Origin of the sequence: Rivularia sp. UHCC 0363 (genome assembly GCF_034931125.1) — a bacterium.
Taxonomy (GTDB): Bacteria; Cyanobacteriota; Cyanobacteriia; order Cyanobacteriales; family Nostocaceae; genus Rivularia.
Window position 1 is genome coordinate 127,366 of the sequence record NZ_JAYGHM010000001.1, and the last position, 23,538, is coordinate 150,903.

The window sequence follows — 23,538 nt, forward strand, 5'->3', positions numbered from 1 at the left end:
AGTAGGGGGAGATGAGGGGATGGGGAGATGGGGGGACATGGGGGATTGATAGCGAGCGAGACGCTCGCACTACTAACTCCTAACCTTTAACCTTTGACCTTTAACCTTTTCCGTACCCGTATATTCAGGAACCCAACCTTCTCTACCGATAAAATAACGTACTGCTTTAATCCGACGTTTAGGTGTTAAATAAAACCAGTGTTCGCATCCGGCGGGTACATTGATATATTCTTGGGGCTGTACGGTAAGTTCTACTTGGCTACCATCAGGACGCACGAAACCGAATATTCCTTCTCCCTCGATGATATAGCGTACTTCATCGTCTGCGTGGGTGTGTATGCTGTCGAATTTCTGCAACATTTGATCTAGGTTGGAAATTCCTGGATGTAAAACTATTAAATCTCGTTCTTTATAGCCTGCTGTTTGCTTAAGTAGCTCAAAATACTTATCTAAGCTTTGCAATACTTCTTCCTTCTCGCTATCATCAAGGCTAGCTTGTGCAAGCTTTTGAGCTAACTCTTGGTTCTCTGCGATCGCCCAATAATCAAGTTGAATATTTAATGGCGCTAATTCCTTACTAATAGATTGCAAGTCGGTATAAATTTTTCCATTTTCTAACTCTAAAATTGCCATAATTGACCTCTAATAAGTGATAATTTAGAATTGGCTAAATGTGTTTTTAATTACATTATTTAGGATATCATTTAAAAATATTTTCTGAAATAAATCCGGAATAAATCAGGTTTATTTAATTAATATAAGCAAAAAATTAATAATTTAAATTTATCGCTCTCGAATTAACTTCAAATATTGACTTTATCTCCTCAACGTTAGTTTTGATAATGGTTTGTAGCGAACAGGCATCTATTGAAAAAGTAGTTTAATATAACAGTAAAGAGCATTTATATTTCTTAACAGACAAATCCAATGCTTGACCAAGCTTTATGTAATCGTCCTCCCAGTCAGTGGCTCGAACTAAAATCCGCGATCGCGGACTGGTTAATGAATCCAATTTTAGTAGTATTGCCGCTGTTATTTTTGATTTTCTTACCTTGGATTGTTCCCAGATTTCGTTGGAAACGTTTATGGAGTGGATTCGCAACTTTATTATTAATAACTTATTTTAGCGCTCAATTTCCGTTAATAACAGCTGTCGCAAATAAAGGTTTAGTTGCATTTGTTCCTGCCGATAGAGGTCAAAGTGCAGATGCTATTGTAATATTAGGGCGCGGACAAGTATTTAGAAATTCAAGAGTTAAAGTTGCAGCAAATCTTTGGGAATCGCAAAGAGCGCCTTTAATTTTTGCGAGCGGTGCTGGTGATGGAACCGAAATAGTTCAAAAGTTAGAACAAGAAGGTATTCCCAAAACAGCACTTGAAGAAGAACACTGTTCTCAAACTACCAAAGAAAACGCTTTATTCACAGCTTCAGTACTGCAACCCCAAGGAGTCAAGCGAATTATTTTGGTCACAGACCCTCCTCATATGTTGCGATCGCTATTAACATTTCGCAATGTCGGGTTTGAAGTGATTCCTCATAAAAGTCCTGCTCCCCATTTAACTCAAACGAGAAAAGCAATGATGATGTTTTATGAGTATATGGGTTTAGTTAAATATGGCATAAAAGGAGAGCTTGTTCCTCAAAATACCGCGAAACGAGAACAGCCACAAATTGTAGGTCAAAGATAAATATTTCAAGAAAACCACCTAATCTAGCTTCAACCAATTTAACCAACCTTCCCAGTTTTGTACAATATCAGCAAATGCTTGATATCCTGCGGCTCTCGGATGAGCGCCATCATATTTTTTAACTTCATCCATCCAGGTATCCGATCTTATCAATTCTGGGAAAATATTTAAATAGGGAACATTTAATTCGTTACAAACTTTCGCAAACTCTTTTGATAGATCGTCCATTCTTTGATTTTGCTGCTTATCTTCTATCGGTGGTGGACTAACTACTAAAACCGGGTATAAATCTTTAGCTATACTTAAAATATCCCGTAAATTAGTAATAGAATCTTGTAAAGAAATGCGAGTTTTACCATTTTCTATAGTCGTATCATTGGCACCGAAAGAAAATACAACTCTACCGTCGCATTCTTGAGTTAAACGATAAGAAACTTCCTGCAACCACCGCTTTCTCAACTCAGTACTCGTTTCTCTCCGAACTCCCAAATTATAGTAAGTAATATCAAAACCTTTCAAAAAGGCATCTTGACATATTCTACCAGCCCAACCCAAACATTCCGGGTCGCCGGTACCGTTTACAAATGATTCGCCAACAAAGCAAATTCTGATTTCTTTTAATAGTTGTGAAGTCATTTCTATCTTGGATTTTAACAACGAATTATAAGCCACAGACTCTTGAACGAGTCGCAGTAAATATACTTAGTTTGTAGGTTGGCTTCACGGCACACTTGTAATGTTGGTTTTTAATCCCATAATTCATATTGTGCCGTAACCCAACATCTTATCGCTGGTATTCTACAATATGTTGTATTCTGATGACGAATAATTTTTGTTTGTCCGCAGCCGCAATGTTGGGTTACGACACGATTAATGTATATTTTCGTCACAAATCAAATTGATTTTCGTGTCTAACCCAACCTACCATCTATTAGTTTGTAGGTTGGCTTCACGGCACACTTGTAATGTTGGTTTTTAATCCCATAATTCATATTGTGCCGTAACCCAACATCTTATCGCCGGTATTGTATAATTATGTTGTATTCTGATGACGGATAATTTTTGTTTGTCCGCAGTCGCAATGTTGGGTTACGACACGATTAATATATATTTTCGTCACAAATCAAATTGATTTTCGTGTCTAACCCAACCTACCATCTACTATTTTGGATTATTTTCTCGATCCTTCAACCAGTTTACGCCAAAATCAACGGCATCTCTAACATTAAATAACTTGGTTGGTGCCGAACCAACTTGTGAAGTCTTGACATAACCAGCTTTTTCAAAATCCTCACCCATATCGAGCAAACAATCGGTATTAAAATCAAGATCTAAATAATTTTTCCACACTCGTTTTCCCGCTGACAAAATCGGCGCTCCGTAATCAACTGTTCTAATATCACCTATTCGATATTCCGCTAAATGGAAAGCTGTACAAGTATCGTATGGGGTTCCTAATAAAAGTACATAACCGTTCAAATCGTAAAGACGAGCTAAAGGTGATTCTTCCCCAAGCGAATAATCAAGAGAATGGTTTTTGATAATAATTTCAGCATGATTCCCCCAAGCAGCAAAAGAATAAGTTGGGTGAGAACTTCGTAAAACGTTTTCATAAGTTCGGAAAACTTCAACAATTTTCCCCATCTTTCTTGTAGGAGTAACTTTTGGGTCGTAAGCTGGCATTGTATCGCGAATAATCTGCCACCACTTACTAGGAACTGCTGGATTTTGCCAAGGTTCTGGATCTGAATAATCGCTATTATGGGTAGGCATTACCAAAGTTCCGGACGGTGTAATTACATCCATCAAAGCTTGCATAACTGTAACTGCACCACCACAAATCCATCCCAAAGAACTAAGAGAAGAATGTAGAATTACCGTTATTCCTGGAGATAAACCTGCGTTAATTAAGTCTTGTGTTAAAGACTTGCGAGTGCGGGGTAATTGTGTATTAGAAATAGTATCTGCTTCAGTCATTTTATATAAGATGCGATTAATATGAATACTAATATAGAAATTTTATTACCGATTCTGGGATCGTAGATAACCGGAATAATCCGTAGTTCGTAGGTTGGCTTCACGGCACACTTATAACTTTGATTTTCAACACCAGAATTCATCTTGTGCCGTAACCCAACATCCGATCGCCGGTATACTACTACTGCTTTTCATTTGTTTTGACAGGTTTGGGTAGTGCGAGCGTCTCGCTCGCTGGTTGTAACGAGCCAGCTAGAAGCTTGCGCTTCGCGCACACTTCGTGAACGCACTACGAATTTATTACCGATCGTAATTAATGAAAAAGACCACTACAAATATCTTGTATTCTTCAATTCGTAATATTGGGTTACAACACGATTTATATAATTTTTCGTCACAAATCAAATTAACTTTCGTGTCTAACCCAACCTACCAACTACCAACTTTTTGTTCGCGATCGCCATGTTGGGTTACTAACCCAACTAAAAATATCTTGTATCCTTGAATTCGTAATGTTAGGTTACAACACGATTTATATAATTTTTCGTTATAAATCAAATTGGTTTTTGTGCCTAACCCAATCTACAAATTTTGTGTTGTTCTACGTTCAAAAATATATAATCCCGATGTCAACCGATTTAATATAAAACGCATTATTTTAACCGATAATTAACGGTGCGTTACGGCATTATTCAAATAGTAATGTTTAATCAATATTTTTCCGTGCCGTAACACACCCTACAAATTGTGTAGATAAAAACCAAAATTCCCTCCCTACATTTAGTAGGAAGGGAAAATATTCTAAAATTCAAAGCTTAGTATCTGTAACCGCCGCCACCTTGGTTGGGCTTGTGTACCATGAAGCTAAGAATTTGACATTGCTTAATGTTGTCAAAACCAACTACACGAATGAAGCAGTTAGGAAACTGAGAACGACAACCTTGAACTTCAGCTAATACTTCTTGTGGAGATCTAGCATTAAACAAAGGTAACTTCCACATTGTCCAATACATTTCTGTTGGTTCAGAAACTTCGTTGAACTCAATCGCAGGAAAATAACCCTGGTCTAAAATAAATTGAATCTGACGCGCAATTTGAGCATCGGTTAATGGTGGTAAGTAAGAAAGGGTTTCGTACCGACGCTCTTTTGGTAAAGTTTGCATATTTTTGATTAGTTATTAGTGGTTAGTTGTTAGTTGATAGTTGTTAGTTGATAGTTGTTAGTTGTTAATGAAAACTCCTAACTCCTCATTCCTAACTCTTAACTCCTAACTGTTTTCGCTCGAATCATCCGAGCTACTATCTAAAGTTGGTTGTTCTTGTTGAACGCTGGGGTTAGATAAATCTAATTGCGTAATCCGCTCAAGATGCTGACGACGATGTTCCATGTTGGCTTGCACAATTCCAGTACTTACCATTTCGGGCAAAAATTCGGCTACTTCCTCCGCTAAATGCTGCCTGACTGTCATAATCCGTAAAGCTAATTCAGGCTTTTCTCGGAATAATTCTTCAATATACGCTTCTCCATCTTGGATTTTTTCCTTGGTAGAAAAGCGATGCAGCCAAGCTGCAACATAAGGATTCGTTTCGTTAATTTGAGCCGATACCGTTCTCACTGCTTGATATGTCAAGTAGCTTTGCAGCATCTTGGCTGTGTCTTTGGCAATTTGCTTTATATCCATACATGACCCCAGCCCATAATAATTATGAGTTATAAGTTTTGAGTTTTAAATTAAAGCGATTTTAAACTTAAAACCCGAAACGAAACACTCACAACTAATACATTTAGACGGTATCCATTGCCTCGAACTCGAACTTGATTTCTTTCCAAAGTTCGCAAGCCGCAGCTAATTCAGGAGACCATTTTGCAGCTTCGCGGATAATATCGTTACCTTCGCGAGCCAAGCTGCGTCCTTCGTTACGTGCTTGAACACAAGCTTCCAACGCAACGCGGTTTGCAGTTGCACCAGGAGCATTCCCCCAAGGGTGTCCTAAAGTACCACCACCAAACTGTAGTACGGAGTCATCACCGAAGATTTCTAATAGTGCGGGCATATGCCATACGTGGATACCACCAGAAGCAACAGCCATTACTCCGGGCATGGAAGCCCAATCTTGAGTAAAGTAAATACCGCGAGACTTATCTTGCTCGATGTAGTTTTCACGCAACAGGTCAACGAAACCCATTGTAATACCGCGTTCGCCTTCAAGTTTACCAACCACAGTACCAGTGTGGATGTGGTCTCCACCAGACATACGTAATGCTTTAGCTAATACGCGGAAGTGAATACCGTGATTCTTTTGACGGTCAATTACCGCGTGCATTGCTCTGTGGATGTGTAGCAATATACCGTTGTCGCGACACCAGTGAGCCAAGGTGGTGTTAGCAGTAAAACCTGCGGTCAGGTAGTCATGCATGATGATGGGCATCTTGAGTTCTTTTGCATACTCAGCCCGCTTGAGCATTTCTTCACAAGTAGGAGCGGTTACGTTGAGGTAGTGACCCTTGATTTCGCCGGTTTCTGCTTGTGCTTTATAGATAGCATCAGCAACAAAGGTAAAACGGTCTCTCCATCTTTGGAAAGGTGCGGAGTTAATATTTTCGTCGTCTTTGGTGAAGTCCAAACCACCGCGCAAACACTCGTATACAGCGCGTCCGTAGTTTTTAGCGGATAAACCTAATTTAGGCTTAATGGTACAACCCAATAGAGGACGACCATACTTGTTCAACTTATCGCGCTCTACCTGAATACCGTGAGGAGGTCCTTGGAAAGTTTTTAGATAAGCAACAGGTATACGCAAATCTTCCAAACGTAGCGCCCGCAAAGCTTTGAAACCAAATACGTTACCTACAATCGAGGTCAAAACGTTAGTAACAGAACCTTCTTCAAACAAATCCAAAGGATAAGCTACATAACAAATGTACTGATTATCTTCACCGCGAACTGGCTCGATATCATAGCAACGACCTTTGTAGCGGTCTAGGTCGGTGAGCAAGTCAGTCCATACAGTTGTCCAGGTACCTGTAGAAGATTCAGCAGCTACAGCAGCACCAGCTTCTTCTGGAGGAACTCCGGGTTGAGGAGTCATCCGGAAAGCCGCCAAAAGGTCTGTATCTTTTGGAGTGTAGTCCGGGGTGTAATAAGTTAATCTATAATCTTTTACCCCAGCTTCATACCCTGATTTAGACTGAGTTCTCGTTTGAGAGTAAGACATATTTTATCCAATCCTAAAAGTTAATCTTTTTGCTTACAAATTACGCGACAGCCGAACTTACAATCGAATATTTCCTTCTGATTCTCGGAAGGACTTACTGATTTCTTTTCTTAGAGTTTGTCTAAAGTATTCAAGGGATTATTCTCCTTGCAAACTTCAAGCGAATCAAAAAAATTTCTTTGTTCGTTCCGCAACTCCTGTGACATACTTACACTTCTCTTACGTAAGTATAGGTTTCTCAGCCACTCATCGATGATGACATTAACTGAGCTTTTCAGCCGTGTGTCCCACGGACTTTCGGATACAAACAACTTGTTTTTGCCTACCTTGCATAATCCTTAATTTCACTCAATCAACAGGAAAAAGTGGTTCACACTTCAACTTATTCGTTGAGATTTAGATAAGCGATCGGCGGAAGTCAAAACTGTACGCGAAGCAATCTGTAGCCTGTCTCACAATATATCAAGAATTTGAATGGTTATTATTTGAATCTTTTTAACTTTTATATTTGAATTTCTTATCATACGTATATTTTAACTTTTTATTAAGAAGCCTTTACAAAATGGTCGTTATAATAGTTACTTTTTGATAAGGGTTTTGGGTATGGAATATAAAATTACTCGAATTAGCTCTAGCTGATAATTGATAACTGTCAAAAGGGAACACTGAGATTAGTTGTTTTCGTAGAGATTATCATCGTGGTGTTTTTTAGTCAGCGTACTAGTTTATTCTTCTGTTCTTCCTTACTGGGATTGGTGACATTTTCGGGTTTTGGCGATCGCGTTGCGGCAGAAAAAATTCTGCGTGTCGATCCATCGGAACTAACTCCGGCTTATCCTGTTTCACCACCACCACCGCGACAACAGCCTTTACCAGAGCAAAGACGACAAATCGAAAATATCCAAGAAACCGATTTTAGCGTCAAAGCTTTGCAGGCAGACTACACGGGAGATCTTTGGGTCGGTTACGGACGAGGTTTAACACGGATTAATCCTAATACAGGCGAAATATTAGCTCGCGTTAATTTACCTAATTACGCTATTGGGGCAATGGTGCAAGATAAAGTTGGACGCTTATGGGTCGGAAGCTATGAAGGATTGAAACGAGTAGACCCCCGCAGTAATGAAATTACAGCCCAGAATTTATTTTTACCTTCCAAAAGAGTATTATCTTTACAAGTTGACAAACGCGGTTATGTTTGGGCGGGTACAGATAACGGTTTGGCTTTGATTAGTCCCGATGAAGGATTGATTATGACCACATTAAAAAAACTTCCCGGTGTCAGTGCAAATGCCATGACAATGGACGCTCAAGGTCATCTTTGGGTGGGAACTTTGGATGGTTTGGTGCGAGTCAATACCGCCAAAGCTGTTGTAATGAAACAGATTAAAGAGTTGCCGGGTACAACCGTACAAACATTGGCTATTGACTCTTTAGGATTAATTTGGGCGGGAACACCCAATAATTTACTAGTTATTAACTCGAAAACTGGGGCAATATTACGTTCTGTAACAGCTTTACGGGGACGCAATGTGACATCTATCAGTTTTGCTAATGATAAGAGCGTTTGGGTTGGCACCGATAACGGTTTGTTAAGATTAAATCCATATACGGGAGCTGTTCTAGATAAAGTCGCCGGTCTTCCTTCCAGTAGAATTATTTCTATTGCACCCGACGTTGGCAACAAACTATGGATTGGTACCAGTGAAGGTTTAGCTTGGCTAATGCCCAAAATGGAAAAAGCAAAAGCGCATCTTGCATTTACTCGCGCAGTGCAGTAGGAGATGGGGAGATGGGGAGATGGGGAGAATTCCCAATTACCAATTACCAATTCCCAATCCCCAATCCCCAATTCCCAATTCCCAATTCCCAATTCCAAAATCCAAAATCCTTTAATGGCTATTACTATCCAAAAGTTAATTCAATATAAGCAACAAAATCGTCCCATTGTGGTGCTAACTGCTTGGGATTATCTGATTGCTCAGTTATTAGATGATAGTGGGGTGGATTTAATTTTGGTTGGTGACTCGATGGCTGGGGTTTTGGGTTATCAAAATACGCTGCCGATTTCTCTGGAAGAAATGATATACCATGCTAAAGCTGTAAGACGCGGGGTAAAGCAAGCTTTGATGGTAGTTGATTTACCATTTATGACTTATCAAGAAAGCGTTGCTCAAGCGATGCATTCGGCGGGTAGGGTATTAAAAGAGACGGGAGCTACGGCAGTAAAATTAGAAGGCGGATATCCGTCCATGATTGATACGATCGCTCGTTTGGTACAAGCGGGAATTCCGGTGATGGGACACGTTGGTTTAACACCGCAATCGGTAAATCAAATGGGTTTACGGCAACAAGGTAAAACCGAAGCAGCCCGAAACAATATTTTGCAAGAGGCGATCGCTTTAGAACAAGGGGGTGTTTTTTCAATGATTTTGGAGCATATTCCCGCAGATTTGGCATTAGAAATTACTCAAAAAGTTAGCATTCCTACTATTGGAATTGGAGCCGGTTCTCACTGCGACGGGCAGGTTTTAGTCACTTCCGATTTACTTGGACTTTCTGAAAAACAACCGCCGTTTGCCAAAGTTTATACAAATTTGCGCGAGACAATTACTCAAGCTGTAAGTGAGTTTAGTCAAGAAGTTCGGGAAGGGAAGTTTTGAAGGAGTGAGGAGTTAAAAGTTAGGAGTTAGGAGTGAGGAGTTAGGAATATAGAAATTTTGGATTATTTGGTAATTAGGCTTATTGAAAAGTTAAATCGTAGTGCGAGCATCTTGCTCGCTTGAGACATAAGTAAGTGAACAAGATGCTCGCTTGAGACATAAGTAAGTGAACAAGATGCTCGCTTGAGACATAAGTAAGTGAACAAGATGCTCGCTTGAGACATAAGTAAGTAGTTAAGCAAGATTATTTATATATTTACTACTCAGTTATATAACCGTTCCCTATCTAAACGAAATGTTAAATTAATTTTGCACAGGTACTTGTAGCGAGCTTATAGTTTGCACTAGGGACGGAAAATTGAATATTTTTTAATTTGGAAGTCCTGATATAATTCCCAATTTTTTTTGATTAATATCACTTTACAAGTTTAAATTTATACGATTGATTATCTTTTTTATTCAAATAAACCACAGTCACTTAATTTGTACGGTAAATACTTTTACATATAATATTTTGAACAATATTTTGGGTTTTCTGAAGTTTTTATAAATAGATGAACTGTAGATGCCTGATCGTGTTATTGGTGGATTGTATTTACTTCCTGTACGAGTGGCGATCGCCATTCGGATGGCACAGATGGGATATGAAGAAAAACGCCACATGGTGCCGGTGAAAACTTCTTCAGACTGTATAGGTCGGCGTGTCATTCTCGTGAGATATTGTAAATAGTAATTTATATATAAATCGCCATTCGTTTGAGTTTAAGTTCTACAGTTCTCTCCACAAACACTTATTAGCTTTAAAATAAGCAGTTATGTCTAAGGTTCTAGTTTCCGATTCAATTGACCAGGCAGGAATTGACATCTTGTCTCAAGTTGCTAACGTTGATGTCAAATTAGATTTAAAGCCGGAAGAATTACAGCAAATTATTGGTGAATATGATGCGCTGATGATTCGTTCGGGTACAACCGTGACTCAATCCGTAATTGAAGCTGCTACAAATCTAAAAATTATCGGTCGTGCTGGTGTGGGTGTTGATAATGTGGATGTACCCGCAGCCACTCGCAAAGGAATTGTAGTAGTAAATTCTCCTGAAGGTAATACCATTGCAGCAGCCGAACACGCTTTAGCGATGATGATGGCAATGTCTCGCAATATTCCAGATGCAAATGCTTCGGTAAAATCCGGTGAATGGAACCGCAAAAGTTTTGTTGGTGTTGAAGTTTATAAAAAGACTTTGGGTATCGTTGGTTTAGGCAAAATTGGTTCTCATGTAGCTAGCGTTGCGAAAGCAATGGGAATGAAATTACTCGCTTTTGACCCGTTTATTTCTAACGAAAGAGCGGAACAAATGGGAGTTCAGCTAGTAGATTTAGATTTACTGGTACGACAAGCCGATTACATCACGCTGCATATTCCCAAAACTCCAGAAACCACTCATATCATTAACGCCGAAATGTTGGCGAAAATGAAACCTAACGCTCGCATTATCAACTGCGCTCGCGGTGGAATCATTGATGAGGAAGCTTTAGCAGCAGCCCTTAAGCAAGGTACAATCAAGGGCGCGGCGTTGGATGTTTACGAGTCGGAACCTTTGGGTGATTCTCCCTTGAAAGCTTTAGGAAAAGAAGTGATTTTGACTCCGCACTTGGGAGCATCCACTAACGAAGCACAAGTAAACGTGGCGATCGATGTAGCCGAACAAATTCGTGATGTATTACTAGGATTACCAGCTCGTTCTGCGGTAAATATTCCCGGACTTAATCCCAATGTCTTGGAAGAACTCAAGCCTTATATGGAGCTAGCGGAAACATTAGGTAACTTGGTCGGACAGCTTGCCGGTGGCAGAGTAGAATTACTTAATGTCAGCCTACAAGGAGAACTCGCAACTAACAAGAGCCAACCTTTAGTTGTAGCTTCTCTTAAAGGATTGCTTTATCAAGCTTTACGCGAAAGAGTGAATTACGTTAACGCTAGCATTGAAGCTAAGGAAAGAGGAATTCGCGTGATTGAAACGCGGGATGATTCAGTTAAAGATTATGCCGGTTCGCTGCATTTACAAGCTACGGGTAATTTGGGAACTCATTCAGTAACGGGTGCTTTGTTGGGTGGTGGAGAAATTCGGATTACTAGCCTTGATGATTTTCCCATCAACGTACCACCAAGCCGCTATATGCTATTTACCGTACATCGCGATATGCCGGGACTTATCGGTAAAATAGGTTCTTTGTTGGGCAGTTTTAACGTTAATATTGCCAGTATGCAGGTAGGACGTAAAATTATTCGCGGTGATGCGGTAATGGTCTTGAGTATAGACGATCCCTTACCAGACGGAATCTTGAAAGAGATTACCAAGGTACCCGGCATTCGAGATGCATATACAGTAACCCTATGAAAAGTTAGGAGTTAGGAGTGTGGAGTTAAGAGTTGAAAGTTAGGAAGATGAAAGTTTGAAAAATAGAACCACTGGATTTAGTAATTGGGAGTTCGGACACAATCTTTACTTATAAATTTTCTTATTTCTAACTCCTAACTCATAACTCCTAACTCCTAACTCCTAACTCCTAACTCCTAACTCTTTTAATCCGATGGCAAAAACTTGGTGGGAACTACAGATTCTCTGCTCTCCAGAGATTGAAGATTCGGTGTTTTGGCGGCTTGAGGAATTTGGCTGTCGGGGAACTGCCAGCCAAAAAAAAGGTAATTTAATTTCAGTACAAGCATACTTACCGGAATTTCAAGCACACTTATTAGACTTAGCTGCACTATCGCTGTGGTTGCGTCAAGATGCTCTTTGTTTGGAAACTCCGTTACCTTCTTTACAGTGGAAACTAATCGACGAAGAAGACTGGTCGAGTAGCTGGAAACAACATTGGCAACCTCAAGAAATTGGCGATCGCTTTTTAATTAATCCCTCTTGGATACCGGCTCCCCAAAACACCGAGCGGATCGTTGTGAAACTTGACCCAGGTGTAGCTTTTGGTACTGGCGCTCACGCGACTACTCAGCTTTGTTTGGAATCCCTAGAAATGCGCTTTAGCGATATACCACAATCTTTTGTTGGCTCGGAAGAAAAAAAAGAAGCTGCGGTAATTGCTGATATTGGCTGCGGTTCGGGTATACTTTCCATCGGAGCATTACTATTAGGAGCAAAAAAAGCTTACGCTGTAGATGTTGACTCCTTAGCAGTAAATGCGACCATAGAAAATCGCGAATTTAACGGCATTGACAGCGAACGTTTGATGGTAGCGCAGGGGAGTGTAGAAGCAATTCAAAAACTGATTGCAGAACCAGTAGACGGTATTGTCTGCAATATTTTAGCCGACATTATTATGGAATTAGTTCCCTCAATGAGCGCGATCGTTAAACCTACTACCTGGGCTATTTTTAGCGGTATTTTATTAGAACAATCTAACGCTGTCACCGAGGTTTTAGAGAAAAATGGCTGGTTGGTTGCGACTTTATGGAAGCGGAAAGAATGGTGTTGTTTGAATGTGAGGAGAAGTTAGCAACCTCTTCATCATTAAAGTTTGTACAATTGAACCACTAAGGATTGATTCGATTGTCGATCTTCTGGAATGTCAGCGCTTCTTTTAGAAATTACTATCTTGTGTTTCAATCCTAGATAACGTAAATAACCAGCTATTTCCTCACCTCGCTCTCTGGCAATTTCTTGACTCAACTCCGATTCACCAGGATTAGAAAAAATTCGTATACCAACACTTTTATGGTCAAATTCTACAACTTGCTTTTCTAATTTATCTAGCGTTTCTACACCTTGATTGGTAATTTTGTTAGAGTCAACTAAAAATGCAACCTCTACCTGTAAAGGATTTTCAGCAATATCATCTGCTGTTTTAAGCTTTTTAGGAGTAGGAGTAGGGGTGGAAGTGGGAGTAGAAATAATTACTGCTTCCGACTTATTAGATTCATCCCTCACAGATGTACTTTTTGTATCTGTGACATAAGTATATTCTACATCCGAATGGGAACCAAATCCAAACTGATACGCCAACCAAATACCAGCAATGCTAAGACCGAAAGTAGCTCCTAGAATAGAAATCAATCCAACCGGACTTTCACGCTTGCTCATAAAATCCTATATTTAAGACGGCATATCATCCGACTCTGACTAACATACACTTTTTTTACACTATTTATCAGTATTTTTCAGTAAACACCGTTACTAGTAGATGATATAGGTCAAAGGTTAAAGGATAAAAGTTAAAATTTTTCCCCTTTTTACGTAAAAAAACCCGATTTAAAAATAAACCGGGTTCTGAGTATTAGTAACTAACTGAGCCATTTCTTTTTATATCTTCCCAACTTTCTCGCATAGCTTTAATGTCTACAAACAAAACTTTTGCGGAAGTAATTAGAGAAATTGTTGCAAATGTTGAACTAACTGCGGTGCTTGCATTGCACCTTCAATTTTATCTACTGGCTGACCTTGTTTAAACAACACTAATGTAGGAAGGGCATAAATTTGATACTGACTTGCTAATGCCGGATATTTTTCAGTGTCAATTTTAACAATTCTTATTTTTCCTTGCAGTTGGGAATTAACTTGATCTAAAATCGGTGCCATCATTTGGCAAGGTCCGCACCATTCAGCGTAAAAATCTACTAATACTGGTACATCGGCACCAGATAACATTTCTTCAAAGTTGTTGAATTGCTTTTTACTAGCCATATCACAAAACCTGTTTTTTACCTTTGCTGTTTAATACTAATATCTAAACCAAAATTAACGTAAATCGTCGGTACAAATCAGCCTATTATATTTAGCGGGTTGAGATGATGAAATTATATTGAGGAAGACTAATGGAACTAATGAGCGAAAGTTTGCAGAGTTTACGCGAACAAGTTGCCGTTGTTACTGGTGCTTCGCGGGGAATTGGAAGAGCAATTGCTCAAGAACTAGCAACATTAGGGGCAACCGTAGTTGTTAATTATGCCAATTCTAGTCAAGCTGCCGAAGAGTTGGTATCGGAAATTACCGCAGCCGGAGGAAGTGCGATCGCGCTGCAAGCTGATGTTTCTCAAGTTGAAGAAGTAGATCGGCTAATTAATACTGTTTTAGAAAAGTTTAATCGGATTGATATTTTAGTTAACAATGCCGGAATAACCCGCGATACTTTACTTTTACGGATGAAGCCGGAAGATTGGCAAGCTGTAATAAATATTAATTTAACTGGCGTATTTTTGTGTACTCGCGCCGTCAGTAAAACTATGTTGAAAAAGCGTTCGGGAAGGATTATAAATATTGCTTCAGTTGCGGGTCAAATGGGTAATCCCGGACAAGCGAACTATAGCGCAGCCAAAGCGGGAGTAATTGGTTTAACTAAAACTTTAGCAAAAGAATTTTCCTCTCGCGGTATTACAGTTAATGCTGTTTCTCCTGGGTTTATTGAAACTGATATGACAAGCAATCTTCAATCAGAAGAAATTCTCAAAGCGATACCTTTAGGACGTTACGGTAAACCAGAAGAAATCGCTGGAATGGTGCGTTTCTTAGCCGCAGATGCCGCAGCAGCATACATTACCGGACAAGTTTTCAACGTTGATGGTGGAATGGTGATGGCATAATTCGATTTTAGATTTTGGATTACCCTGCGGGAAGACGCTTTCGCGTCAATGGATTTTGTAGCTTGTATAGCATTACAAGAGAACAGGGAATAGGGAACAGGGAACGGAAAACGTCCTAACCCTAAAACGTAGTGCTATATCTCCTTAAAAGCGAGTAAACTACCCATCACCTCCCTTCGGGTAGGTGAGGGCTTTTGAAAGAGCCTAACGTTTACCAGACTAAGTACTTCGAGTACTACGTTAATAGCAAGTGTTAAGAGACCTACCAAGGGATTGTTGCTAGTCCGTTGCTCTAGAACCGAACAATTAAACATCTTTAATGGGTTAAGGAAGTGTTGTTTGGAAAGTACCGACTATTAACTTTGTCGAAGCTAACATTACCCTGCAAAGGAGGGACTTTATGTCCAATTTTGTTTTTGTAATCGATACTGATAAAAAGCCTTGTAACCCTATACACCCTGCCACAGCTAGAAAATTGTTAACTTCTAAAAAAGCTGCTGTGTACCGGACTTACCCGTTCACAATCATTCTAAAAAATGTTTCAACGAAGAAACTTTCATCCGTTCAAATTAAAATCGATCCCGGTTCAAGAGTAACAGGATTCGCTTTAGTTAAAGATAATAAAGTTGTTTTTGGTGCGGAATTAACGCATAGAGGTTCCGCCATCAAAGCGTCTTTAGAATCTAGAAAATCGTTAAGACGCGGTAGAAGAGCAAGACACACTAAATACCGCAAGCCAAAATTTTCAAATAGAGCTAGACCAAAAGGATGGTTAGCACCGTCTTTGCGGCATCGGGTAGAAACCGTATTAACTTGGGTCAAAAAATTCATCAAATTAACTCCTGTAACTGGCATTTCTCAAGAGCTAGTAAGGTTTGATTTGCAACAGCTAGAGAATCCAGAAATATCAGGTGTTGAGTATCAACAAGGTGAACTTTTGGGCTACGAAGTTAGAGAATATCTACTCAACAAATGGGATAGAAAATGCACCTACTGTGGTGTAGAAAATGTACCACTTCAGGTAGAACATATTCATCCAAAAGCCAAAGGGGGGAGCAATAAAATATCAAATCTTTGCCTAGCTTGTGACAAATGTAATAAGAAAAAAGGAACGCAAGATATTAAAACCTTTCTATCAAAAAAACCAGAACTAAGTAAGAAAATACAATTGCAAGCCAAGCGTCCACTAAAAGATGCGGCTGCTGTGAATTCTACCAGATGGGCATTATTTAACGCATTGAAAACAACAAATCTACCAGTTAGCACGGGCTCAGGCGGTTTAACTAAATTCAACAGAACGAGACTCAAACTTCCTAAAACCCATTGGTTAGATGCTGGATGTGTTGGTACTGTTGACAGTTTAGAAGTTTTGACAACTAAGCCTTTGTTAATTAAAACAGTCGGTCATGGTTCTAGACAATCCTGTAGAACCGATAAATACGGTTTTCCAAATCGATACGTACCTAGTAATAAAATCCATTTTGGTTTTCAAACTGGGGACATCGTTAAAGCAGTTGTCAAAACTGGTAAAAAAGTTGGCTGTTACGTCGGAAAAGTGGCTATTCGTTCATCAGGCAGTTTCAATATTTCTGGCTTACACGGATTAGTTCAAGGAATATCGTACAAGTTTTGTAAACGCATTCACTCAAAGGATGGATACTCATATGCAACTTAAACCCAAGAAATTGGGAATTACTCAACTGTTCCTCTCATTGTTTTTGCTAAAACTCAAATACATTCAAGGAACGTTTCGTAATTTCCCCTCCATTCCTCCCGCCACTGAACGGAGTACCGTTACAGTCGGGGTCTCCTGGAGGTTTTAGATGAAATAAACACATTTTTTCTACTCCCTATTCCCCATTCCCTATGTTTCTTAAAATCTAAAATCTAAAATTCAAAATTCACTGTTCGCTGTTCGCTGATTTCTGACCGAAGTACAGAATTAAAAGTATGAATAAGCCCAATCCTGTTAAATATTTAATGGGGTCTGGGATGCTGGGATTAGGAGAGAAAAAACCTTCTATAACCCCGGCAATAATTAACATCGGTACAATCCCAAATACTAACTGTACCGCTTGAGAACCATGAAGTTTGATCGCATCTAGACGACGATATTTTCCGGGAAATAATATAGCTTTACCAATTAATAATCCCGCACCTCCAGCTAGAAAGATGGCAGGTAATTCTAAGGAACCATGCGGAAGTACAAACGCCCAAAAAGGATAAGCTAAACTATTTTGACCGACTAAAGTTGCAACTGCACCAATTAATAAACCATTGAATATCATTAAATAAACTGTGAAGGCTCCAGCGGTTATTCCACCAGCAACCGCACCAAAAGATACTCTTAAGTTATTAATTGTAATCCCTGAAGATGCTAGAGGTTCAACGCCGACAATCGAACCCATCCATAATTCCCCATCGTCGCGAACTTTAGAAATTATTGTTGGAGGTACTATTAAAGATATAAAGGTTGGGTCTTGCCAAGCGTACCACCAAGCTACTATTCCCCCTAAAAGAAATAAAGCTGTCGCGAAAGCGATATACGGAAAAGTCTGCCTTACTATTGCAGGTAATCCCCAACGATAAAACTTTACTGCTCCCAACCACTCTTGCCGTCGCGAACCTTGATAAACTTGCGTATATGCACGAGTTGTTAAAGTTTGTAAATTTTGAATAATAGTATTGCCTAAATTTTGAGTCCGAGCGCGGGCTAAATCTGCCGCAACGGAACGATATAAACTTGCGAGTTCCCTGATTTCCTTGGCTGTGAGGGACTTTAAACCTTTTTTCTCTATTTGTCTCAACAAAGAATCCAAGCGTTGCCAATTTGGTTCTCGTCTTGCAATCCAACGTTGAATATTCATGTAATTTTTTGGGAAAAACTATCTTTTAAGTTAATTTAATATAGCCTTTGAACAAATTCCAGACAAAAAAACGCTCTTATTTGTATTATGTCTTCTAATTTAAATCCCGATCCAGTACAGCCTCTAAGTCTAGGTAATGTTATCAGTGCCGGTTTGCGGATGTATAGTTCTCATCTGAAGTCTTACCTTGGTTTAGCATTTAATGCCTATGTATGGATAATCGTACCAGTTTATGGCTGGGCAAAATGTTCGGCGATTTTAGCTTTGATCTCGCGGTTATGTTTTGGTGAATTAGTAAATCAGCCTGAAAGCGTAAGATCGGGACGCAAAGTCATCAATTCGCGCTTGTGGCAGTTTTTGCTGATGAACTTACTAATGTTAGTAATTTTCTCAGTTTTTTTAATTGTTCTAATTATTTTATATTTAATTGCAGCAGTAGCAATTGCTGGCTTGATTACTGCACTTACTAGTGGAGGGAATACGCTTAATCCTGGTATTGTAATATTACTAATATTGTTCGGAATTATTTTCTTGGGCGCTATATTAACAGCTACCCTTTGGATACAGGCTCGACTTTTTGTAGTTGAAATACCTTTGGCAATTGAAGATAATATTGATGCTACTTCAACTATTAGTAGAAGTTGGGAGTTAACCAAGGGTCAGGTATGGCGAATTGTAGGAATTTTGCTGGTTGGTTATTTAATAACCATACCCATACAGGCTCCGCTTTCTATCGTCAACGTTTTGATACAGTTTGCTTTGGGTAGATTAGCTCAAACTCAAGAGAATCCATCATTGTTGTTACTTTCATCTTTAATTAACATAGCTATTAGTTTAGTAAGTGCTGCAATAGTAGTACCTTTTTGGCAAGCAATCAAAGCAACTATTTATTACGACCTCCGCAGTCGTCGCGAAGGTTTGGGTTTGCAATTACGCGACCATGATATTTAATTAAAAAATTCTTTAATCATGCACATATTTAAACGTGTAAAATTCCGTACTCCTGAAAGTATAGAATTAGAATTTACCCTTGCTGGAATTGGTAATCGTGCTTGGGCATTGTTAATTGACTATCACGTTTTAGGATTAACAATAGCGTTATTTATAGTCGTTTGGACAACGATTTGGACTCAACTGAGCCAATTTTGGATCTCAATTTTTGGTACTCAAACTCCTCTATGGATGTTAGCGATCGCCTTTTTTATTGTGTTCGCGATTTACGTAAGCTATTTTGTATTCTTTGAAGCGTTATGGCAAGGACAAACACCTGGTAAACGCTTTGCAAAAATTCGCGTCATTAGAGATGACGGTAAACCTGTAGGATTACCCCAAGCAACTTTACGGGCTTTATTAAGACCAGTTGATGAGCTCTTATTTATCGGAGCTTTTCTAATTATGCTTGGTGGTAAAGAAAAACGTTTAGGAGATTTAGTAGCTGGTACAATTGTGATTCAAAATCAACTCCCCATAGCATCAACAACAATTGTAGTTTCAGAACCAGCTAAAGCATTCAGTTCTGAGTTACTGCAAATCGCCGACTTTTCGCCAATGTTACCCGATGATTTTGCTGTAATTAGCGAATACTTACGGCGACGGGTAGCAATGTTACCAAAAGCGAAAAGTGATTTATCTTTAAAATTAGCCAAACAAATCAAAGAAATTATTCATCTAGAAAATGTACCTCAAAATATTAGTTCCGATGTTTTTTTAGAAGCTATTTATGTTGCTTATCAAGAAAAGAATGGAGAACTTAGGAGTTGGGAATAAAAATTTGGAATTGGTAATTGGTAATTGGTAATTGGTAATAGAATTTTCTAGATGAGAAACAACTAGGGAGCAAGATGCTCTCACTACAAATAGTTTATAAGTCTTTCCTTGTGTGTGCTTGTCTCCCAATCTTCACATTACCGATTACCGATTACCTATTACCCAAGACTTTATTAACTAAGAGCCAAAACTGGGAAATTTGGTTTTCGGTAATAATGGGTCATGTCATCAAATTTACGTAATTCGGCGCGACTCACTGTTAATGTAGGTATGTTTTCAGTCCATTTCTGATTTAATTCTGAAAGCATGGTGGCGAAATTAGCTCGGTCTAGATCGGGCGTAATCTCGCTAAAGTAACCTAGAGTAACGTGTGGCGTAAAATTATACTGCTGCTCAATTCCCAACGCGATCAATTTAGGATTTTGATAAATTGCCCGACGTAGGTTAATAATTTGCTCGTAGCTATTTTCATCTAGCGGTACCAAACAAATTGCTACAGCTCTTGGCATAAGCATTAATCCTAACATTTGCCATTTTGAAGGATTTGGAGTCACAGAATTTTGATATTGTTGAAAAATATCATCAAAACATGACTTTAATTGTGCTTCAAAATCTGGATTTGTTGCGATCGCGTCACGATAAGCGCTATCCCAAATCAAATCCGCTAAAGTCAAATGAAAGCTATCAGGAGGTATAGGAATAATTAGATCCGAACAGATCGGCATCTGCAAAAGTTCTTGTTGATAATCCCGTAACTTCGAGCAGAAAGTAGAGTTCATTGAATCTTCTTCCCCATGAGGTGGGGTAATTAGCGTATACCCAGGAAAAGATACGGCTTTTTTGTCTCCCCCTGGATGTGAGGCAAATTTAGCAGATTCCTGTAGATGCTGAACTTGAGAAGTATAAGCTGACAGCAGAGTCATCCGCGCCACTCGATTCATGTAAGTTTGATAATTGTCGTCCAAGCTTGATATTCTCCCGCACTCATTGGATAAATTGTAGGCAAAATCACTCAATTTAACCAAGATAAAGAGTTATGAGTTAGGAGTGAGGAGTTAGGACTTATGAATTCATAATTATCTTTCTCCCCATCCCCCCATCTCCTTGTCCCCCAATCCCTCTCTCACAATGCCAATCCACATATACTGGGGCGAAGATGATTTTGCGATGTCTAAGGCGATCGCCAATTTACGTGACGAGGTTCTCGATGCGAATTGGATTTCGTTTAATTACACGACTTTTCCCCCAGAACATCCTAATGCTGCAATTGATGCTCTAAATCAAGCGATGACACCACCTTTCGGAACTGGTGGACGTTTGGTGTGCCTGATGAATGCCTCTATTATTCAGCAATCTGATGAAATGGTGTTATCTGAGTTACAGCGTACATTACCCGTAATTCCCGAAAATTCTCACTTATTAATTACTAATTCTAGTAAACCCGACGAAAGATTAAAATCAACGAAATTATTCAAAAAATTTGCCCAAATTCGCGAATTTCCTCTTGTTTCGCCCTGGAAGACGGATTTGCTGATCGAATCTGTCAACAAGGCTGCAAATTCCCTAGGACTAAAATTAACTTCTAAGTGCGCGGAATTTTTGGTAGAGGCTGTAGGTAACGATACACGCTTACTTTATAACGAGTTAGAAAAATTACAGCTTTATGTCCAAGATAGTAAGAAACCAGTAGACGTTGATACCGCTGCTCAATTAGTCACAAATGGAACGAGAAGTAGCCTAGAGCTAGCTGGTGCGATTAGAATGGGAAATACTCCCCAAGCATTGAGTTTAGTAGCAGATTTGCTCAATGCTTCCGAACCTTCTTTACGAATAGTTGCTACACTCATTGGTCAGTTTCGCACTTGGTTGTGGATTAAAATTATGATGGAAACTGGTGAACGTTCTTCACAAGCGATCGCAAGTGCTGCTGAGGTTCGTAATCATTACCGCATCAAATATTTGCTTAACGAAGTTCAGTTTCTTTCGGTGCAGCAACTAGTATCCTGCTTGCCTATACTACTTGAATTGGAAGTGAATTTAAAACAAGGAACTGCACAAGTTTTAATCCTGCAAACTAAAGTCATTGAACTGTGCCAAATCTGTAAAAAAAGATGAAAATAAAAATATTTATTGAATTTATGCTCGTTCTTTAAGGGAACAACTGACGCTTTAAACAATTCAAACTTATTAACATCTTATTACTGTAGTTAATTATCGCAAAGTATATGAAGAGAATTACTCATTCTTTAAAGAGGATTAACATAGCTCGAATACTTTCTAAGTCTATTATTTTGGGTCTTTTGGCCACTGTAAGTATTGTTGCTAGCAGTATAGTTACGACGAGTTCAAAAGCTAACGCTCAAACTCCTTCACCTATTGATAGCACTGAGATTACCAATTATTCTAGAGCTTTGTTAACAATAGAGCAAAGCCGCATCCAAGCATTTGAAGAAATCAAGAAAATTTCTGGAGGTAAAGAACTTCCGGCAATTGTTTGTAATCAGCCTAAAACCATAGAATCTCTATCAACGGGAAAAGCTAGAGATATTGTCAAAAAGTACTGTCAGCGTTCTCAGACGATTGTTCAAGATAATGGTCTGAGCATTGAACGCTTCAACAATATTACTTTAAAATTACAAAATGATGAAAGTTTGAAAAGGCAGATTTATAATACTTTAATTCGCCTACAAAAAAAGCCTAATTAGACTTAGGCAAAATTTAAGCTAAAAATCATATTTCTCGGTCAAAAAAAACAATACGCCTGGAAGTTAAAACAATCAAAAATTTGCAATTTCCCTTCGAGACGCTACACGTTTAACGCAGTACGACTCGTTAGGGTAATGCAATTATGGCGGTTTTCACTTGGGTAAAATACAGATCTTACTTCATACCTCACCCCGTCCTGTGGGACACCCCTCTCAGGTGGATACGGAGAGGGGTAGGAGGTGAGGTCTAATTTTGTACTCGATTCAACCCAAAAGGGCTATATTTAATCTCCGGGGTAAAATATTGATGTTTTTTATAAGTTGAGTGAGATAGACAAATTTTACGTTATCCCGGAGTGAATTTCGGTAAGATAAAATCTTTGCTGTTTTGCGCGAATATTTTTAATATGCTTCTTTACCGTATTAACAGTAATATAAAGCTTATTAGCAATCTGTTTATAGCTAGATGTAGCTCGGTAAAGGCTCCAAATTTCTGCTTCACGCTGCGTTAAATGGTATTTATTCGCTTCGGATAAAGCTGAATTTTTCAAAGTTTCGTAGCGATTTTCGATTGTGACTAATAAATAAGGTTGCTTAGTTAATTCTAGATTCAACCATCTTACTCTTAATCGAAAGATAGTTGAAGGAGCAATGACAATATCTTCCGACCATATATTTGAATTATCGCAATAAATTTGGTTTTTGAACGATGACCTGCAAAGATTGCGAATTATGGACAGTATGGAATTTTGATTGACATGACATTGCTCGATTTGACTGCAAATATTGTAAGCACTAGCGTTACTATGGACTAATTCGCCAGTTTCAGTTAAAAGTAAAATACCATCTTCAAAATTTTCGATTATTTCCACTAAAAAAGGTAGTTTTTCTAAATCTCTTGTCGTTTCTGGTTGAATTATTGTTGTTATTTCCATAAGTTTACGATTTATATCTTGATAGTTAATAAAGGATATTTTTCATCGCAGCAATTTAATGCGTCACTTATAAACGGCAATGAAACCAAATATTAATTGTAATATTTGTTGATTTTTTAGCTTTATTAG

23 protein-coding genes are annotated in these 23,538 nt (G+C 38.8%); 12 read left to right on the plus strand and 11 right to left on the minus strand.

The window, feature by feature from the left end; translation table 11 throughout:
* Window positions 1-72 precede the first annotated feature (72 nt).
* A complete protein-coding gene (locus VB797_RS00520; RefSeq protein ID WP_323235657.1) occupies window positions 73-633 on the minus strand; it encodes a 1,2-dihydroxy-3-keto-5-methylthiopentene dioxygenase in 561 nt (186 codons plus the stop codon).
* Between the two features lie 294 nt (window positions 634-927).
* Here VB797_RS00520 and VB797_RS00525 point away from each other — a divergent pair, with 294 nt between their 5' ends.
* Window positions 928-1,689, plus strand: coding sequence for a YdcF family protein (locus tag VB797_RS00525; protein WP_323235658.1), 762 nt, complete (start codon window positions 928-930; stop codon window positions 1,687-1,689).
* Between the two features lie 18 nt (window positions 1,690-1,707).
* On the opposite strand, the gene VB797_RS00530 is transcribed toward VB797_RS00525, so the two are convergent.
* From VB797_RS00530 to VB797_RS00550, 5 genes are all read right to left on the minus strand, one after another.
* Entirely contained in the window at window positions 1,708-2,325 is a 618-nt protein-coding gene (locus VB797_RS00530; protein ID WP_323235659.1) for a GDSL-type esterase/lipase family protein, read from the minus strand.
* 525 nt (window positions 2,326-2,850) lie between these two features.
* Window positions 2,851-3,666, minus strand: a complete 816-nt coding sequence (locus tag VB797_RS00535; RefSeq protein WP_323235660.1) for an AAC(3) family N-acetyltransferase — start codon at window positions 3,664-3,666, stop codon at window positions 2,851-2,853.
* Window positions 3,667-4,481: 815 nt separating this feature from the next.
* Complete coding sequence (locus VB797_RS00540) at window positions 4,482-4,829, minus strand: ribulose bisphosphate carboxylase small subunit (RefSeq protein ID WP_323235661.1); 348 nt, start codon at window positions 4,827-4,829, stop codon at window positions 4,482-4,484.
* A gap of 105 nt (window positions 4,830-4,934) precedes the next feature.
* Window positions 4,935-5,348, minus strand: a complete 414-nt coding sequence (gene rcbX, locus VB797_RS00545; RefSeq protein WP_323235662.1) for a RuBisCO chaperone RbcX — start codon at window positions 5,346-5,348, stop codon at window positions 4,935-4,937.
* Window positions 5,349-5,451: 103 nt separating this feature from the next.
* Window positions 5,452-6,882, minus strand: coding sequence for a form I ribulose bisphosphate carboxylase large subunit (locus VB797_RS00550; RefSeq protein WP_193924011.1), 1,431 nt, complete (start codon window positions 6,880-6,882; stop codon window positions 5,452-5,454).
* Window positions 6,883-7,580: 698 nt separating this feature from the next.
* Between VB797_RS00550 and VB797_RS00555 the strand changes: the two genes are divergently transcribed.
* The 5 genes from VB797_RS00555 (at window position 7,581) to prmA (ending at window position 13,055) form a co-directional block, all read left to right on the plus strand.
* A complete protein-coding gene (locus VB797_RS00555; protein ID WP_323235663.1) occupies window positions 7,581-8,663 on the plus strand; it encodes a ligand-binding sensor domain-containing protein in 1,083 nt (360 codons plus the stop codon).
* A gap of 114 nt (window positions 8,664-8,777) precedes the next feature.
* Entirely contained in the window at window positions 8,778-9,545 is a 768-nt protein-coding gene (gene panB, locus VB797_RS00560) for a 3-methyl-2-oxobutanoate hydroxymethyltransferase (RefSeq protein WP_323235801.1), read from the plus strand.
* 565 nt (window positions 9,546-10,110) lie between these two features.
* The gene (locus VB797_RS00565; RefSeq protein WP_323235664.1) at window positions 10,111-10,275 is read left to right on the plus strand and encodes a hypothetical protein; all 165 of its coding nucleotides are present in this window, start codon (window positions 10,111-10,113) and stop codon (window positions 10,273-10,275) included.
* Between the two features lie 85 nt (window positions 10,276-10,360).
* The gene (gene serA, locus VB797_RS00570; protein ID WP_323235665.1) at window positions 10,361-11,941 is read left to right on the plus strand and encodes a phosphoglycerate dehydrogenase; all 1,581 of its coding nucleotides are present in this window, start codon (window positions 10,361-10,363) and stop codon (window positions 11,939-11,941) included.
* A 193-nt stretch (window positions 11,942-12,134) separates the two neighbouring features.
* On the plus strand, window positions 12,135-13,055 hold the full coding sequence (gene prmA / locus VB797_RS00575) for a 50S ribosomal protein L11 methyltransferase (protein WP_323235666.1): 921 nt from the start codon (window positions 12,135-12,137) through the stop codon (window positions 13,053-13,055).
* Between the two features lie 14 nt (window positions 13,056-13,069).
* Here prmA and VB797_RS00580 read toward each other — a convergent pair whose 3' ends face one another.
* Both VB797_RS00580 and trxA read right to left on the minus strand, forming a co-directional pair.
* A complete protein-coding gene (locus VB797_RS00580) occupies window positions 13,070-13,639 on the minus strand; it encodes a hypothetical protein (RefSeq protein ID WP_323235667.1) in 570 nt (189 codons plus the stop codon).
* A gap of 282 nt (window positions 13,640-13,921) precedes the next feature.
* Window positions 13,922-14,239: a thioredoxin gene (trxA, locus tag VB797_RS00585; protein ID WP_323235668.1), complete on the minus strand. Its 318-nt coding sequence runs from the start codon at window positions 14,237-14,239 to the stop codon at window positions 13,922-13,924.
* 131 nt (window positions 14,240-14,370) lie between these two features.
* On the opposite strand from trxA, the gene fabG reads away from it, so the two are divergent.
* Window positions 14,371-15,135: a 3-oxoacyl-[acyl-carrier-protein] reductase gene (fabG, locus tag VB797_RS00590; protein ID WP_323235669.1), complete on the plus strand. Its 765-nt coding sequence runs from the start codon at window positions 14,371-14,373 to the stop codon at window positions 15,133-15,135.
* 400 nt (window positions 15,136-15,535) lie between these two features.
* Complete coding sequence (gene iscB / locus VB797_RS00595; RefSeq protein ID WP_323235670.1) at window positions 15,536-16,810, plus strand: RNA-guided endonuclease IscB; 1,275 nt, start codon at window positions 15,536-15,538, stop codon at window positions 16,808-16,810.
* A 226-nt stretch (window positions 16,811-17,036) separates the two neighbouring features.
* Here the strand turns inward: iscB and VB797_RS00600 are convergent, their stop codons facing one another.
* A complete protein-coding gene (locus VB797_RS00600; protein WP_323235671.1) occupies window positions 17,037-18,002 on the minus strand; it encodes a stage II sporulation protein M in 966 nt (321 codons plus the stop codon).
* A gap of 87 nt (window positions 18,003-18,089) precedes the next feature.
* On the opposite strand from VB797_RS00600, the gene VB797_RS00605 reads away from it, so the two are divergent.
* Window positions 18,090-18,953: a glycerophosphoryl diester phosphodiesterase membrane domain-containing protein gene (locus tag VB797_RS00605; protein ID WP_323235672.1), complete on the plus strand. Its 864-nt coding sequence runs from the start codon at window positions 18,090-18,092 to the stop codon at window positions 18,951-18,953.
* A gap of 18 nt (window positions 18,954-18,971) precedes the next feature.
* Window positions 18,972-19,769 carry an RDD family protein gene (locus VB797_RS00610; RefSeq protein ID WP_323235673.1) on the plus strand — a complete coding sequence of 266 codons (798 nt, stop codon included), beginning with the start codon at window positions 18,972-18,974 and terminating at the stop codon, window positions 19,767-19,769.
* 173 nt (window positions 19,770-19,942) lie between these two features.
* On the opposite strand, the gene VB797_RS00615 is transcribed toward VB797_RS00610, so the two are convergent.
* The gene (locus tag VB797_RS00615; protein WP_323235674.1) at window positions 19,943-20,734 is read right to left on the minus strand and encodes a DUF1868 domain-containing protein; all 792 of its coding nucleotides are present in this window, start codon (window positions 20,732-20,734) and stop codon (window positions 19,943-19,945) included.
* A 163-nt stretch (window positions 20,735-20,897) separates the two neighbouring features.
* Here VB797_RS00615 and holA point away from each other — a divergent pair, with 163 nt between their 5' ends.
* Both holA and VB797_RS00625 read left to right on the plus strand, forming a co-directional pair.
* Window positions 20,898-21,884 carry a DNA polymerase III subunit delta gene (gene holA, locus VB797_RS00620; RefSeq protein ID WP_323235675.1) on the plus strand — a complete coding sequence of 329 codons (987 nt, stop codon included), beginning with the start codon at window positions 20,898-20,900 and terminating at the stop codon, window positions 21,882-21,884.
* Window positions 21,885-21,994: 110 nt separating this feature from the next.
* Window positions 21,995-22,474, plus strand: coding sequence for a DUF4168 domain-containing protein (locus VB797_RS00625; RefSeq protein ID WP_323235676.1), 480 nt, complete (start codon window positions 21,995-21,997; stop codon window positions 22,472-22,474).
* 341 nt (window positions 22,475-22,815) lie between these two features.
* On the opposite strand, the gene VB797_RS00630 is transcribed toward VB797_RS00625, so the two are convergent.
* A complete protein-coding gene (locus tag VB797_RS00630) occupies window positions 22,816-23,409 on the minus strand; it encodes a helix-turn-helix transcriptional regulator (protein WP_323235677.1) in 594 nt (197 codons plus the stop codon).
* Window positions 23,410-23,538: the final 129 nt, after the last annotated feature.